This is a genomic window from Janthinobacterium sp. LS2A, assembly GCF_036543145.1.
Lineage (GTDB): Bacteria > Pseudomonadota > Gammaproteobacteria > Burkholderiales > Burkholderiaceae_D > Janthinobacterium > Janthinobacterium aestuarii.
Genome location: NZ_JAZHPB010000013.1, coordinates 1 through 15276, shown reverse-complemented (window position 1 = coordinate 15276; position 15276 = coordinate 1). Strand labels below are relative to the sequence as shown.

Annotated in this window: 10 protein-coding genes; 6 read left to right on the top strand and 4 right to left on the bottom strand. The window is 60.9% G+C overall.

The window, feature by feature from the left end; all coding sequences use genetic code 11:
* Nucleotides 1-39: 39 nt before the first annotated feature.
* The 4 genes from aceK to V3C40_RS26480 all read left to right on the top strand — a co-directional run bounded on the left by aceK (nucleotide 40) and on the right by V3C40_RS26480 (nucleotide 4948).
* Nucleotides 40-1839 carry a bifunctional isocitrate dehydrogenase kinase/phosphatase gene (aceK, locus tag V3C40_RS26495; protein WP_331778954.1) on the top strand — a complete coding sequence of 600 codons (1800 nt, stop codon included), beginning with the start codon at nucleotides 40-42 and terminating at the stop codon, nucleotides 1837-1839.
* Nucleotides 1836-3032, top strand: a complete 1197-nt coding sequence (locus tag V3C40_RS26490) for an acetyl-CoA C-acyltransferase (RefSeq protein WP_331778953.1) — start codon at nucleotides 1836-1838, stop codon at nucleotides 3030-3032. The genes aceK and V3C40_RS26490 overlap by 4 nt, the downstream gene beginning before the upstream one ends.
* 80 nt (nucleotides 3033-3112) lie before the next feature.
* A complete protein-coding gene (locus tag V3C40_RS26485) occupies nucleotides 3113-3781 on the top strand; it encodes an SDR family oxidoreductase (RefSeq protein WP_331778952.1) in 669 nt (222 codons plus the stop codon).
* A 39-nt stretch (nucleotides 3782-3820) separates the two neighbouring features.
* Complete coding sequence (locus V3C40_RS26480; protein ID WP_331778951.1) at nucleotides 3821-4948, top strand: acyl-CoA dehydrogenase family protein; 1128 nt, start codon at nucleotides 3821-3823, stop codon at nucleotides 4946-4948.
* Between the two features lie 422 nt (nucleotides 4949-5370).
* On the opposite strand, the gene V3C40_RS26475 is transcribed toward V3C40_RS26480, so the two are convergent.
* The 4 genes from V3C40_RS26475 to V3C40_RS26460 form a co-directional block, all read right to left on the bottom strand.
* Entirely contained in the window at nucleotides 5371-6264 is an 894-nt protein-coding gene (locus V3C40_RS26475) for a YihY/virulence factor BrkB family protein (RefSeq protein WP_034753736.1), read from the bottom strand.
* 87 nt (nucleotides 6265-6351) lie between these two features.
* Nucleotides 6352-7431, bottom strand: a complete 1080-nt coding sequence (locus V3C40_RS26470) for a S66 peptidase family protein (RefSeq protein ID WP_331778950.1) — start codon at nucleotides 7429-7431, stop codon at nucleotides 6352-6354.
* A gap of 88 nt (nucleotides 7432-7519) precedes the next feature.
* On the bottom strand, nucleotides 7520-10273 hold the full coding sequence (locus V3C40_RS26465) for a TonB-dependent receptor (protein WP_331778949.1): 2754 nt from the start codon (nucleotides 10271-10273) through the stop codon (nucleotides 7520-7522).
* A 216-nt stretch (nucleotides 10274-10489) separates the two neighbouring features.
* Nucleotides 10490-12295 carry an ABC transporter substrate-binding protein gene (locus V3C40_RS26460; protein ID WP_331778948.1) on the bottom strand — a complete coding sequence of 602 codons (1806 nt, stop codon included), beginning with the start codon at nucleotides 12293-12295 and terminating at the stop codon, nucleotides 10490-10492.
* Nucleotides 12296-12509: 214 nt separating this feature from the next.
* On the opposite strand from V3C40_RS26460, the gene V3C40_RS26455 reads away from it, so the two are divergent.
* Complete coding sequence (locus V3C40_RS26455; protein ID WP_034753725.1) at nucleotides 12510-13748, top strand: nucleoside recognition domain-containing protein; 1239 nt, start codon at nucleotides 12510-12512, stop codon at nucleotides 13746-13748.
* A gap of 8 nt (nucleotides 13749-13756) precedes the next feature.
* Nucleotides 13757-15259 carry a D-alanyl-D-alanine carboxypeptidase/D-alanyl-D-alanine endopeptidase gene (gene dacB / locus V3C40_RS26450; RefSeq protein WP_331778947.1) on the top strand — a complete coding sequence of 501 codons (1503 nt, stop codon included), beginning with the start codon at nucleotides 13757-13759 and terminating at the stop codon, nucleotides 15257-15259.
* The last annotated feature ends 17 nt before the right edge of the window (nucleotides 15260-15276 follow it).

Sequence of the window (15276 nt, the reverse complement as noted above, 5' to 3'; positions counted from 1 at the left end):
CGATCGACTGGGTGATGAGCCATTCATGCGAGCACAACTATGACGCACATTGCCTTCCCCAAATTGCTCTCTTCCCAGATTGCATTCGATATCGCGCGCACCATCCGCGACGGCTTCGACAAGCATTACCGTTTGTTCCGTGAAACGAGCCAGCAAGCCAAGCAGTATTTCGAGCAAGGCGCCTGGACTGCGGCGCAGACGGCGGCCCGCGAACGCATCGACTTTTATGACAAGCGCGTGCAGGAATGCGTGCAGATGCTGGAAGATGAGTACGAAGAGTCGGAGTTGAGCGACGAAGTGTGGCGCGAACTCAAGTTGCACTACATCGGCATGCTGACGGAACACAAGCAGCCGGAACTGGCCGAAACCTTCTTCAATTCCGTCTGCTGCAACATCCTGCACCGCACGTATTTCAATAACGACTATATTTTCGTGCGCCCTGTCGTTTCCACGGAATACATCGAAACGCAGGATCCCGTCCCCACCTACCGCGTGTATTACCCGGGCAAGGATGGCTTGCGCCATACCCTGACGCGCATGGTGAGCAACTTCCAGCTCGACTGCGCATTTGCCAACCTCGAGCGTGACGTGGCCCAGGTGGAAGCGCGGCTGCAGCAGCTGTTCGGCGGCGAGCGGCTCGAGCCGAACCACCAGATCCAGGTCTTGACCAGCTTGTTCTACCGCAACAAGGGCGCCTATCTGGTCGGCAAGGGCATCAACGGCAACCGCGAATATCCGTTCGTCGTACCGATCCTGCACAACCGGCACAGCAAGCTCGTGCTCGACACGGTGCTGTTCGACCACCAGCAGATCGCCGTGCTGTTTTCATTTACGCGCGCCTATTTCCTGGTCGATATGGAAGTGCCGTCGGCCTATGTGCAATTCCTGCGCAGCTTGCTGCCGCGCAAACCGCGCAGCGAAATCTATACGATATTGGGTTTGCAAAAACAGGGCAAGACCTTGTTTTACCGCGACTACCTGCAGCACTTGAAACACTCGTCGGACCACTTCGAAAGCGCGCCCGGCATCCGCGGCCTCGTGATGCTGGTGTTTGCCCTGCCCTCGTTTCCGTATGTCTTCAAGGTGATCAAGGACTTTTTCCCGCCGCCCAAGGAAACCACGCGCGCGCAAGTCCAGCAAAAGTATTTGCTGGTGAAACACCACGACCGCGTGGGCCGCATGGCCGACACGCTCGAGTATTCCAACGTGGCCTTTCCCCGCGCCCGTTTTGCCGAGGAATTGCTGGCCGAGCTGAAACAGTTCGCGCCCTCGCTGATCGAAGAAGACCACGAGCAGATCATCATCCGCCACCTGTACATCGAACGGCGCATGGTGCCGCTGAACATGTGGCTGAGCAATGCTGAAAAGGACGGCCGCGATGACCTGGTCGAACACGCCATCGTCGAGTACGGCAACGCCATCAAGGAACTCGTGGCGGCAAATATTTTCCCGGGCGACATGCTGTATAAAAACTTTGGCGTGACCCGTCATCAACGCGTCGTTTTTTACGATTACGATGAAATCGAGTACATCACCGATTGCCAGTTCCGTGTCATCCCCGAGGCGCGCACGGAGGAAGAAGAAATGTCGGCCGAACCTTGGTATCCCATCGGCAAGCACGATGTGTTTCCCGAACAATTCGGCACCTTCCTGCTGGGCAATCCCCGCATCCGCCGCTATTTCATGCAGCACCATGCCGACCTGCTGACGGCGCAATACTGGCAGGCGCGCAAGCAGCGCATTGAAGACGGCCATATCGAGGACGTCTTCCCGTATCCGCAGCACCTGCGTTTTTGTATGCAGTCACCCTCCCCACCCTTAACCGGAGATCCAACATGAATGATCCAGTCGTAATCGTCGGTGCCGCGCGCACCCCCATGGGCGCCTTCCAGGGCGACTTTGCCAACGTCACCGCCAGCGACCTGGGCGCCGTGGCCATCCGCGCCGCCGTGGAACGGGCCGGCGTGGCGCCGGACGCCGTTGAACACGTGTATTTCGGCAATTGCCTGATGGCTGGCCAAGGCCAGGCGCCCGCGCGCCAAGCCTTGCGCAAGGCGGGCTTGCCCGATTCCACGGGCGCCGTGACCCTGTCGAAAATGTGCGGCTCGGCCATGCAGACGACCATGTTCGCGCATGACACCTTGCTCGCCGGCAGCGCCGACGTGGTGGTGGCGGGCGGCATGGAATCGATGACCAACGCCCCTTACCTGGTGCCGAAGGCGCGCGGCGGCTACCGCATCGGCCATGGCATGATCTATGACCACATGATGATGGATGGCCTGGAAGACGCCTACAGCCGCGATGAAAAGGGCAATGCCCGCTCGATGGGCACGTTTGCCGAAGAGTGCGCCAGCCAGTACCACTTCACGCGCGAAGCGCAGGATGCGTTCGCCATCGAATCCGTAAAACGCGCGCAGGCGGCCACCAAGGATGGCAGTTTTGAGTGGGAAATCGCCCCCGTGACCGTTTCCGGCCGCGGCGGCGACACCATCGTCAGCATCGATGAAGGCCCGCAAAAAGCCCGCCTGGAAAAAATCCCGACCTTGAAGGCGGCATTCAAGAAGGATGGCACGATCACGGCCGCCTCGTCTTCTTCGATCAACGATGGCGCGGCAGCCCTGGTGCTGATGCGCGAATCGACGGCGAAAAAACTCGGCTGCACCGTCATCGCGAAAATCCACGGCCACGCCACGCATGCGCAGGCGCCGAACGAATTCACCACGGCCCCTATCGGCGCGGTGAAAAAACTGTACGCCAAGACGGGCTGGAGCAGCAGCAATGTGGATTTGTTCGAGATCAATGAAGCGTTCGCGGCCGTGCCGATGGCCGCCATGCACGACCTCGACATTCCGCACAGCAAGATCAACATCCACGGCGGCGCGTGCGCGCTGGGCCACCCGATCGGCGCCTCGGGAGCGCGCATCATCGTCACCCTGCTGGGCGCCTTGAAAAAAACCGGCGGCAAGCGCGGCGTGGCGGCCTTGTGCATCGGCGGCGGCGAAGCGACGGCGATGGCAATCGAACTGGTATAAGCTGCTCTGTTGACGACAGGCGCGCGCGGCGTGGATACGTTCGCTGCGCGCCTTTTCATTGATTACTCAGGGAGAAAGACATGCCTACCGCATTGATTATCGGCGCCTCGCGCGGCATCGGCCACGAAATCGTCCGTCAATACCGCCACGACGGCTGGCGAGTGATTGCCACGGCGCGCACGCAAGACGCTTGCGACGCCCTCACGCAACTGGGTGCGGAAGCGCACCGGCTCGACGTGACGGACGTGGACGGCTGTGCCGGCCTGGGCTGGAAACTCGACGATGAAAAGCTCGACGTGGCCATCCTCAACGCGGGCGTGTATGGCCCGCGCCACGACGGTACCCCCACGCAAGAAGATTTCGATGCCGTCATGCACACGAACGTGCTGGCGGCCATGCGGCTGCTGCCGATCCTGGCACCGCTGGTAGGCAATGCCAAAGGGAAACTGGCCGTGCTGTCCTCGCACATGGGTTCCCTGAGCGAGCGGGGCAACCCCAGCGGTTCGCTGTACCGCGCCAGCAAGGCCGCCTTGAATTCCGTGCTGATCGACACGTCCCTCGTGTACGGCCCGCAAGGCGTCAGCTGCGTGGCCTTCCACCCGGGCTGGGTGCGCACGGACATGGGCGGCGCCGGCGCCGATCTTTCCCCAGAGCAAAGCGCTGCCGGCATCCGCGCCACCCTGGCCAGCTTGCCGGCCACGGACAAGGCCGTGTTCCGCAATTACGATGGCAAGCCCATCAGCTGGTAATTCCACCACACACCATAAAAACAAACGAGACGACGTCCCATGATACTCAATGAAGAACAGACCATGATCCAGGAAGCACTGCGCAGTTTTTCGCGCGAGCGCCTGGCGCCCAACGCGGCCCGCTGGGACAAGGAACATCATTTCCCGAAAGAAGAATTGCAGGAACTGGCCGCGCTGGGCGCCTTTGGCGTGGCCGTGCCGGAAGCGCTCGGTGGTGCCGGCCTCGACTACGTGTCGCTGGCCCTGGTGCTGGAAGAAATCGCCGCCGGCGATGGCGGCACGTCGACCATCATTTCCGTCAACAATTGCCCCGTGTGCAGCATCGCCATGATGTACGCCAACGACGCGCAAAAGGAACAATGGCTGCGCCCGCTGGCGCAAGGCACGATGCTCGGTGCGTTTTGCCTGACAGAACCACACACGGGCAGCGACGCCTCGGCCCTGCGCACGACGGCCACCCGCGATGGCAATGAATACGTAATCAACGGCACCAAGCAGTTCATTACCAGCGGCAAGTATGCGGACGTGGCCATCGTCATGGCCGTCACCGACAAGGCGGCTGGCAAGCGTGGCATCAGCGCCTTCTGGGTGCCGACGAACACGCCTGGCTACATCGTGGCAGGACTGGAACAGAAGATGGGCCAGCACTCGTCGGACACGGCGCAAATCCTGTTCGAGAATTGCCGCATCCCGGCGGAAAATCTGATCGGCGAAGAAGGACAAGGCTACAAGATCGCCCTGTCCGGCCTGGAAGGCGGACGCATCGGCATCGCCTCGCAAGCCGTGGGCATGGCGCGCGCCGCGTATGAGGCGGCCCTGAGCTATGCGCGCGACCGGGAAAGTTTCGGCAAGCCCATCTATGAACACCAGGCCGTGCAATTCCGCCTGGCCGACATGGCCACGCAGATCGAAGCGGCGCGCCAGCTGATCCGCCACGCGGCCTCGATGAAGGATGCAGGCTTGCCCTGCCTGAAGGAAGCGGCCATGGCCAAGCTGTTTGCGTCGGAAATGGCGGAAAAAGTGTGCTCGGACGCCATCCAGGTGCATGGCGGCTACGGCTATGTGTCCGACTTCCCCGTCGAGCGCATCTACCGCGACGTGCGCGTGTGCCAGATTTACGAGGGGACCAGCGATATTCAGAAGATTTTGATCGCGCGGGCGTTATAAACCCCAGGCAAAGGCTGGGGTCTGACCCCCACATGCGTTGGCGCGGAGCTTTGCGTTAGCGGTGTTGTGGGTCTGACCCCATACGCCAACTATGGACGAAAAAAAAGCCCGCTAGCGCGGGCTTCGTTCCAATGTATTACCAATGCTTTAATCGTGTCATGGACGCCAGTGCTATCTGCAAAGTGCCTCCTGATTTTCGGACTCCCATGCTATCTGCATGGTGACTCCAAGTGTAAAATCGACCATCGTATCCGGAATTACAAAATCCATTTCTTCGCACTGTCACGCCATCGACATTACACCTGTCGGTCGCCGCGCTGAAACTGGATGGTGAGATGATTTGCTGCCAAATCTCAATCACTGAACGCAGTATAGCACAGCCTTTTGTGCAATGCAACAACGAATTGAAGCCATACTTTAAATCAAGTCCTTAGCGCCAGCGGCTTGTCCTCTTCGCCGCCACGGGCCACTCTTTCGTATTCGGAAATCACTTGCGCGCCCAGCAGCAGCAAGGTGGCGCCGATTTCCAGGCTGAACATGACGACGATAGCCGTCGTCATCGAGCCGTAGACAATATTCACCTGCGACAAGGTAGAGAAATACCAGACCAGCACGTGGCGCGCAATTTCCCACAGCAGGGCCGCCGTCACGCCGCCGATCAGCGCATGCGTGATCGACAGGCGCCCCACCGGCATGACCAGGTAGATCGAGCTGAGCACGAGGATTTCGCCCGCCAGCCCCAGCAAATACAGCAGCACGCCCGATACCCCTTCCAGGCCCCAGTCATGGCGCAGGAAGCGCACGCTTTCCTCCCCCATCACTTGCAGGCTGCCCGCCACCAGGGTGATCAGCAAAATACCGATACCCAGGCACAAGATGTAGCAATACGGCAGCACGGCGGAAATGAGGAAATGGCGGCGGCGGATGGCGACGCGGTGGATGAAGATCACGCTCATGGCGTTTTCCAGCACGGTAAACGCCAAGGAACTGAAAAACAGCATGGTCAGCAGCAGTAGCCAGCCGATCACGCCCCGGTTGTTGAGGAAATGCGCCACTTCCGCCACGATGGCTTTCGATTGCCCGGGCACCAGCCATTCCAGGTAATGGCCTATGGTTTGCAGCAATTCGTCCTGCGCGATCACGTGCGACAGGGCCACCACCACCAGCATCAGCAGGGGCACGATGGACAGCAGCGAGTAATACGCGACGGCGCCCGCCAGCAGCAAGCCCTGATTGGCGCGGAAACCCTTCAGCACCTGCAGCACGAAGGCCAGCGGGTGGCTGAGGATGTAGGTACTGGCGTGGCGGTTGATCATGTCGGGTACGGTGAAGAAGGCGGCGCGGCCTCGTGCCACGCCTGCATTCACACTAGCATACTGACCATCGACCCGCTGCACCGTACGCTAACAGACGGCCGGCTCCAATAAGGTCAAGGTTTGCCGGTCCGCATCCAGGGTGGCGAGGATGCCCATCGGTATCGTGAACTGGTGGCGGATGTGGCCAAACGAGTAGCCGCTGACGGCTGGCACGCGCAAGGGCTGCAAATGCTGGTCCACGGTGGCATCGAGGGTCAGCGCGGTATCGCCCTCGGCCGCCTCGCAATGCTCGAAGATACCCAGCATCAAGGCCGCGGCCTTGTTGAACCCTACAGACAGGTCGAGCTGGCACAACATCCTGTCGATGCGGTACGGCACTTCATTGATTTCTTCGAGGAACAAAATATGCTCGCGGAAATCGGCCGCATACGGCGTGCCGGCCAGCGCGCTGACCATGCACAGATTGCCGCCCGTCAAGCGCCCCGTCGCCTGGCCGCCGTGCACGGTGCGGATGGCAAAGTTCGGCTGCGTCTGCGCGCGGCGGTGATTGTCGAGCGCCATCGGGATCGTGTACTGCTCTTGCGGCGTCATCAGCACGTTTTGCAGCTGCGTCACCGTGTACTCGGAAAACGTGGACGAGGCCACGGGGCCGTGGAAGGTCACCAGGCCCGTCTGGCGGGCGATGGCCAAGTGCAGGGCCGTGATATCGGAATAGCCGATCAGCACTTTCGGGTTGGCGCGGATCAAGGCATAGTCGAGCAGCGCCAGCAGCGAAATGCAGCCCGAGCCGCCGCGTATCGCCCACACGGCCTTGACGTCCGGGTCGCGGAACGCCGCGTGCAAATCGTCCAGGCGTTGCTGCACCGTGCCCGCATAGTTGCCGTGCACGGCGCGGATATTGGCGCCCAGGCTGGCGCGCAAGCCCAGCGATTCGATATTGTGCACGGCCTTGGCAATGGCGTCTTCATCCGTAAAACCGCCCGGTGCGATGATGGCGACCAGGTCGCCCTGGCGCAAACGCGCCGGCTTGATCAATGCGTGTTGCTGTTGCATGCGTTTGCCCTTCCCTTGCGCGGCCGCCGCCAACACCGGTGTGCCCGTCGCCCCCAGAGTGGCGGCCAGCAAGCCGCCGAAGCGGCGCCGGCTGAGATTGGTCTGACTGGACATGCGGCCCTTTCCTGGAATAAAAACGGCGACGCCAGGCGCCGCCGCACGAGGTTAGCACGCCAGCGGGATCGCCGCCGGCATGGTTGCCTTACATGAACTTGTACTTCAGCTGGAACGACAGCGAACGGCCGCGAGGATCGGCCACGCGCGGGTCCCAGCCGGCGCCCACCACTTCATCCACGTTGTGCGCGGTGAATGGCGGATCGCGGTCGAACAGGTTCTGGATGCCCACGGTAATCGTCGTATTTTTGAAGCCCGTGTAGGTACCCGACAAGTTATACGTGGTGTAGCTGGACACGTCCGGCTTGAAGCCCGGTGGCGGCGCACCCTTGCCGCCGTTCGGCAGCTGGTCCTTGTAGCCCGACGAAAAACTCTGGATCAGTAAACCGCTCCAGTCGCCGCGCGACACGCCAAAGCTGGCATTGTGTTTCCAGCGCAGGTACAGATCGCGCGTATAGAACTTGCCGACCAGTTCCTGGTATTCCTGGCCTTGATATTCTGCAAACTTGAAGCTGTCCATATACGTACCGTCCAGGGTCGCCGTCCATTTCGCGTCCTGGATCTTGCCTTCGCCACGCAAGCCCACGTCGAGGCCGCGCACGCGGCTGCCTGCCGCATTGATCCAGCCCGCCTGCACGTACTCGATGGTGCCGTCCGGATTGCGGTGGATGTACTGGTTCAGCGCCTGGTAATTGGCCAGCACGATTTGCGGCGTGCGGTTCAGGATGCGGTCCTTGGTATTGATGGCCCAGTAGTCGAACGAGGCCGAATAGCCCTTGAATGGCTCAATGACAAAACCGACGCTGCCCTGCTTCGACGTTTCCGGCTTCAGGTTCGTGTTGCCGCCCGTCCTGTAGTCGAGGCGGTCGATGGCGCAGTACTCGGGCACGCCCGGATGCTTGGCGCAGCCTTCCTGATCGATCACGCCGTTCGGCAACTCCTGGCTCAGCGAACCCGAATACAGCTGCTGGAAGCTTGGTGCGAGGAAACCCTTGCTGGCCGAACCACGGAACAGCAGGAAGTCGGTCGGCTGGTAGCGGAAGGCCACTTTCGGATTCGTCGTCGCGCCCACCAGGCTGTAATCGTCGCGGCGGATGGCCAGCTGCATTTCCAGGTCCTTCGTGACCGGCACCAGCAGCTCGGCATACACGGCCTTGACGGTACGGCTGGCATCTTTTAGTGCGGCATTGCCTGGTGACAGCAAAATCTGCGTGGCATCGACGTCTTGCGCAAAGCTGTAACCTTCGCGGCGCAAGTCAAAACCGGCCGCCATGGCCAAGGCACCGGCCGGCAGCTGGAACAGCTCGCCCGAAACGGAACCGTCGATCTGCGTCAGGGTCGTCTTGCCGTGCTGGAAGTCACCACGGAACTTGGTCGATTCGATCAATTGCTTGGCCGCTTCCATCTGGCTCTGGCCGGCGCCCACCCATGGATTGATGATGCCGCTGGCCAGGGCCGCGTACAGCTTGTCCGTGTAGGAATAGCCATCCGTCAGCTTGGTCTTGGTGCTGCTTTCGGCGCGCGAAATGCCGGCCTTGTAATCCCACTTGCCAAAGTTGCCTTCAAAGCCCACCAGCACGCGGGCATTGTCTGTCGTGTTTTCCTGCGTGCGGTTGCCCACGTCATTGGCGCGCCATTTGTAGGAAATCGGCTTGGTCCTGTCGAAAGAAGGGATGTAGGCCGACAGATCCTGGTAATACGCGCCACCGACCGGATACAAATTCTTGTTGGCAACGGTCGCCTGCACCTGCATCGGCGTCAAAATGGCCGTGGCCTTGGTGCGCGAACCGAGCACTTCGACAAACATGCGGTGGTCGGGCGCCAGCTGGAAGGTGCCGCGCGACAACAGATTGGCACGTTCAACGGGGAATTGCAGCACATAGTCGGCGCCATAGTCATACGCGCAGGAATACGTGGTGCGCAGCGGCGAGGTCACGTCTTTCCACAGTGCCGTCTGGTACTGCGACATGCCGGCGATGCTGTCGCACTTGCCCTGGAAACTCAAGGGATTGGCTTGCAGGTATTTATTCGCATCGCCTGGCAGCTGGAACGAGGCGCCCAGCGCCGTGCCGGCACCCGCCATCTGGTTGGCAAACGGCGTGCCCGTCGTATCGGGCGACAGGCCGCGGCCCGGCTGGAAGCCGTTGACGAAGGAGCGGTCGCGGCCATTGAGCTGCTGCGCCTTGTCGACGGTCAGGCTGGCCATGATGTTGTAGCGGTCGCTTTCGAGCGAACCCGTGCCGGCCAGCAGCGAGGCGCGGCGCGTGGCGCCGCCGCCTGCCTGCGTGTCGTTGGTGGAGACGGACGCTTCCACGCCGCTGTAATTGGTTTTCAAAATGAAATTGATCACGCCGCCGATGGCGTCCGTGCCGTAGATGGCCGAGGCGCCATCCTTGAGGATTTCCACGCGCGAAATCGCACCCAGCGGGATCGAGTTCAGGTCGACCGACTTGCCGCTGGCGCCGTGCGTGGCGATGCGGCGGCCGTTCAACAGCACCAGGGTGCTCGACGGTCCCAGGCCGCGCAGCGAGGCGAACGAAGCGCCGCCGCTGACCCTGTCCGCATCGGCGCCAAACACGTTATTGCCCGAAGTCATGTTATCGGCGCCCGTGCCATTCGCCGACAGGGTGCGCACCAGTTGCTCGGTCGTCGTGATGCCCTGTTTTTCGATCTGGTCAAAGGTGATGACTTGCACCGGCAGCGCGCCTTCCTTGGCCACGCGTTTGATGCTGCTGCCCGTCACTTCGACCCGTTGCATTGCTGGCGGCGTCGCTTCCTGTGCGACGACCGGTCCCACCACCCCCATCAATGCCACCAACTGCGCTAGCTTTTTCAATTTCACAGGTCTTCTCCTTGTTGGGCAATCGAAACTTGAGTCATCAAGTCAGGCTGTTAGATATGTCGCAACGTCTGTCTCGCAGTACATTTTTTTATGACAATTGCGCATGACTTTATTTGTTTTCATTTTCAGAGTAGCGCGATGCATCCGCGGCCAGCCAATGAAAAATGCTTTCCTAACCATAACTTTTTGGAATGAATGCCCTTTTCAGTGACATGGTCACTTGCCTGCGGGGCTACCCTTGGCTTTATCCACGTCCAGATAGCGCCAGGACGTGAATTCCACGGGGTGGCGCCTGTAGTTTTTTAGCCACGGTTGTTGCAGATCGGCAGAGATGGGATGCGTCAGCAGCACCCACGGCGTGTAAGCGTGGATCAGCTGAAACAGGTCGAAGTACAGACTGCGTCGGCGCGGCGTATCGGATAGCAGGCGCGCCTCCTCATAGCGTTTATTGTAATCGGGCAAGTTGAAGCGGGCATAGTTGGCGCGGCCACTGTTGGGACCGTACAACAATTGCATAAAGTTATCACCATCGGGGAAGTCGGCGATCCAGTTGGTCTCGAACATCTGCACCTTGCCCAGGCGCGACGCCTTGATGATTTCCGTCTTCTTGTCGCTTTTAAACTCCACGCGCACGCCGATGGCGTTCAGGTTGCGGCGCCACAATTCGTCGCGCAAACGCCCCACCGTGCTCGGCTCCGTATGCATGGTGAGGATCAAGGGCGTGCCGTCCGGCTGGGTGCGGAAACCGTCTGGGCCCGCCTTGTAGCCGAAACGGTCGAGCAGGGCGCGCGCCAGGGCCGGATCATAGCCGACGGGGCTGCGGTAGCTCTTGTCGTAGCCGAGCACATTGGGCGGCAGCGGCGACTGGGCCGGCAAGGCCAATCCCTTTTTCAGCAGCGCGATGTCTTCGCGGCTGTTGTAGCTGAGGGCGATGGCGCGCCGCAGGGCCAGCTTGTCCTTGCTCGTGCCGCCCAGCACGGGGTCGTCCATGTTCATCCACATGTAATACGTCTGCAGCACGGGAAAGCGCGTCAGCTGCATGCCCTTGGCGGCCAGCGCCGGTTTCAGCGCGCCGTTTTCCAGCACCATGTCCGTCATCGATTCCGGCACTTGCTCCAGGTAATCGAACTCGCCTTTCAGGAAACCCAGCATGCGCGATTGATATTCCTCGACGATGCGCACCTCGATGCGCTCGACCAGCGGTAGTTGCTTGCCTTCCAGTGCCGTCGCGATGGCGCGCGCGTCGACCGGCAAGGCGGCCAGCGCCTTGGTTTCCGTATGGAACACGGTGGCACGGAAAGTCGGATTGGCTTGCAGCACGATCTTGTCGCTGCGCTTCCACTCCTTCACCAGGAACGGCCCCGTGCCCACGGGATGGTTGCCGATCTGTCCTGCCGCCGGGTACGCTTCGGCCACTTCGCGCGCCACCACAGCTGTCGCAGGCATGGCCAGGTAAAACAGGAAGTTCGGGTCGACGCCGTTCAGGCGGATGCGCAGGGTGTATTTGTCCAGCGCCTGCAAGCCGGCGATCGGCATGTCGTAGCTGAATTTTGTTTTCAGCGCCGCATCGCCCACCAGCTTGTCTTCCAGAAGGAACAGCCACGGCGACTTCAGGCTGGGGTCATACAGCCGCGTCAGGCTGTACACATAATCCTGCGCCGTCACTTCGCGCGGCTTGCCCTTGAAGGCGGGATCGGGCGTAAAGAATATGCCGGGCTGTAAGTGAAAAGTATACGTGCGCCCGCCATCTTCCACGGTCGGCATGGCGCGCGCCGTATTGCCCTGCAGTTGCACGGGGCGCGCCAGGTAGTCATAGCGCAGCAAGGGATCGAAAATGTTTTCCATCAAATTCAGGCTGGCCAGGTCCGACGCCACGGCCGGGTCCAGGCCTGTCTCGCTGGTGCTGAGGAACAGGTGCAAGGTCTTGTTCGCGCGGGCATCGGCGGCGGCGTGGGCCTGTACGGTAAAAAGCGTCAACAGGGCCAAGCCGGCGGCGCAGGCGGTTTTGCGTAAAAACATCATCAGTAATCCAGTGCAGACAAAGGTAAGGAACAGCAGTAAGCGACAGGCATCCCCCACACTACGCGGGCACGCTGCGGGGCGCCAATGAAAACAGGCTGCCAGCTTATAACTTTTTGGCATGCGATTGCTGCATTCTTTCATCAACTCGTATCGGGCTGCCCCTATACTTTGTTTGCAGACATTTTTCACTCCCGACACACAGAACTGATCGCATATGGCACTTAATTACATCTGGTCCGGCTTTTTCCTCGTAGGCTTCCTGGCCGCAGTGCTGCAGTGGCTGTTCCTCGGCGATACCGATATCTTCAAGCGCATCATCGACGGCACGTTCGAGACGGCGCGCATGGGCGTGATGGATATCGCCCTGCCGCTGGCGGGCGTGATGACCTTGTGGCTCGGCATCATGAACATCGGTGAAAAGGCGGGCATCGTCGGCTGGCTGGCGAAAGTCATCGCACCGTTCTTTTCGCGCATCTTCCCGGAAATTCCGAAAGACCACCCGGCCACGGGCCACATGGTGATGAATTTCTCGGCCAATCTGCTGGGCCTGGACAATGCAGCCACGCCGTTCGGCTTGAAGGCCATGGAAAGCCTGCAAACCTTGAACCCGAACAAGGAAGAGGCGACGAATGCGCAAATCATGTTTCTGGTGCTGCACACTTCGGGCCTGACCCTGATTCCGCTGGCCATCATGGCACAGCGCTCCATCCTCGGCGCGGCCGACCCGTCCGACATCTTTATCCCGTGCATGATCGCCACCTATGTGGCCACCATGGTCGGCATCATCACGGTGTCCATCAAGCAGCGCATCAACTTGCTCAACCGGGTCGTGCTGGGCTGGATGGGCGGCATGACGAGCGCCATCGTCGCCATGATCTGGTACTTCACGCAATACCTGACGAAGCAGGAGATCGAGCTGGTCTCGAAAGTGGTCAGCAACCTGGTCTTGATCAGCGTGATCGCCATATTTATTATTGGCGCGCTGCGCAAGAAAGTGAACGTGTATGACGCCTTCATCGAGGGCGCGAAAGGCGGCATCCAGACGTCGATCACCGTGATTCCCTATCTGGTCGGCATGCTGGTGGCCATCAGCGTGATCCGTAACGCGGGCGTGTTCAATTTCCTGATGAGCGGCATGAACTGGTTCTTCGCCAACCTGGGCATCAATACGGACTTCGTGCCCGCGCTGCCGACGGCCATGATGAAGCCGCTCAGCGGCTCCGGCTCGAAAGCCATGATGATCGACGCCATGAATACGTATGGCGTCGACTCGTTTGTCGGCCGCCTGGCCTGCGTCTTCCAGGGCTCGGCCGACACCACCTTCTATATCGTGGCCCTGTACTTCGGCTCGGTGGGCATCCGCAAGACGCGCTATGCCATCACGGCCGGCCTGATCGCCGATCTGGCCGGCGTGATCACCGCCGTCTTTGTCGCCTACGTCTTTTTCCACTAAGGAGCACCATGTTACGTCCTGTTCTGATGGCTGCACTGTTGGCGGGTCTTGGCCTGTCGACTGCCCAGGCGCAATTGCCCGAATCTGTCAGCCTGCTGTTGCGCAGCGCGAATATCCCCGAAGACGCGATGGGCGCCATCGTCCTGCGCGGCAACACGGTGGTGATGTCGCATGGCGCCGAGCGCAGCATGCAGCCGGCCTCCACCATGAAACTGGTGACGACGGCCGTGGGCCTGGAGCAGCTCGGGCCCATCTTCCGCGGCCGCACGGAACTGCGCACAAGCGCCGACGTCATCAATGGCGTACTGAAGGGCGACTTGATCCTGCGCGGCGGCGCCGACACGGATTTCAATGCGAACGTGCTCGAGCACATGCTGCAAACCTTGCGCACGCAAGGCATCGTGAAAATCAAGGGCGACCTGATCCTCGACCGACAGCTGTTCCAGCCGGCCCGGCCCGACATTGGTGCGCCGCCGTTCGACGAATCGGCCGAGTTCCGCTACAACGTCATTCCCGATGCCTTGCTGCTGAACACTAATCTGCTCGATATCAATATCAACTCGACGGACCGGCAATTGAGCATCCTGATGCAGCCGGCGCTCGAGAACGTCAGCATCACGAGCGACATGAAGCTGATCAAGGGCAGTTGCGCCAGATGGGAAGACGGCTGGCGCCCGCCCGAATACCGGCGCGATGCGAGCGGCAAGCTGCAAGTGATCCTGCATGGCACCTTCCCGCAAAATTGCAGCAAGGCTACCAGCATCAATGTTCTTGATCGTAATGATTACGCGGACCGCTTGTTCCGTGCGACCTGGAAACGCCTGGGCGGCACGATCACGGGCACGGTGCGCGAAGCGCCGGCAACCGGCTTGCCGCCGACGGCCGAACCGGTCGGCACGCGCATGCTGGCCGACCACGTGGCGCGCGCCTTGCCGGAAGTCTTGCGCGATATCAACAAGACGTCCGACAATACCCTGGCCCGCACCCTGTTCCTGAGCTTGGGCAGCTTGCAAAGCGATGGCTGGCTGGGCAGCCGCCCCGTCGCCATGGCGGTGCCGGAAGACACGGCCACGCGTGCGCGGCAAGTGATCCAGGAATGGTTCCAGCGGCATCAGATCGACACCCAAGGCATGCTGGTCGACAACGGTTCCGGCTTGTCGCGCACGGGACGCATTGCGCCTGCGCAAATGGCCGGTGTCCTGCAGGCCATGCAGCAAAGTCCGTGGGCACCCGAGTTCCAGTCCAGCCTGCCCATCGTCGCGCTGGACGGCACCATGCGCAAGCGCCTGTTGAACAGTCCAGCGGCCGCACGGGCCCGCATCAAGACGGGAACATTGAAGAATGTGGTGGCCATCGCCGGCTATGTCCCCGACGCCAACAACCAGCTGTGCGTGGTGGTCGCCATGATCAATAGCGACCTGGTCGGCAACGGCAATGGCCGTGCGGCGGTTGATGCGCTGATCGAGTGGGTCGCCAGGAGCGGCGTCACATCGGTGGTTGCCGGTCAATAAACGGGAAGCAAAGACAG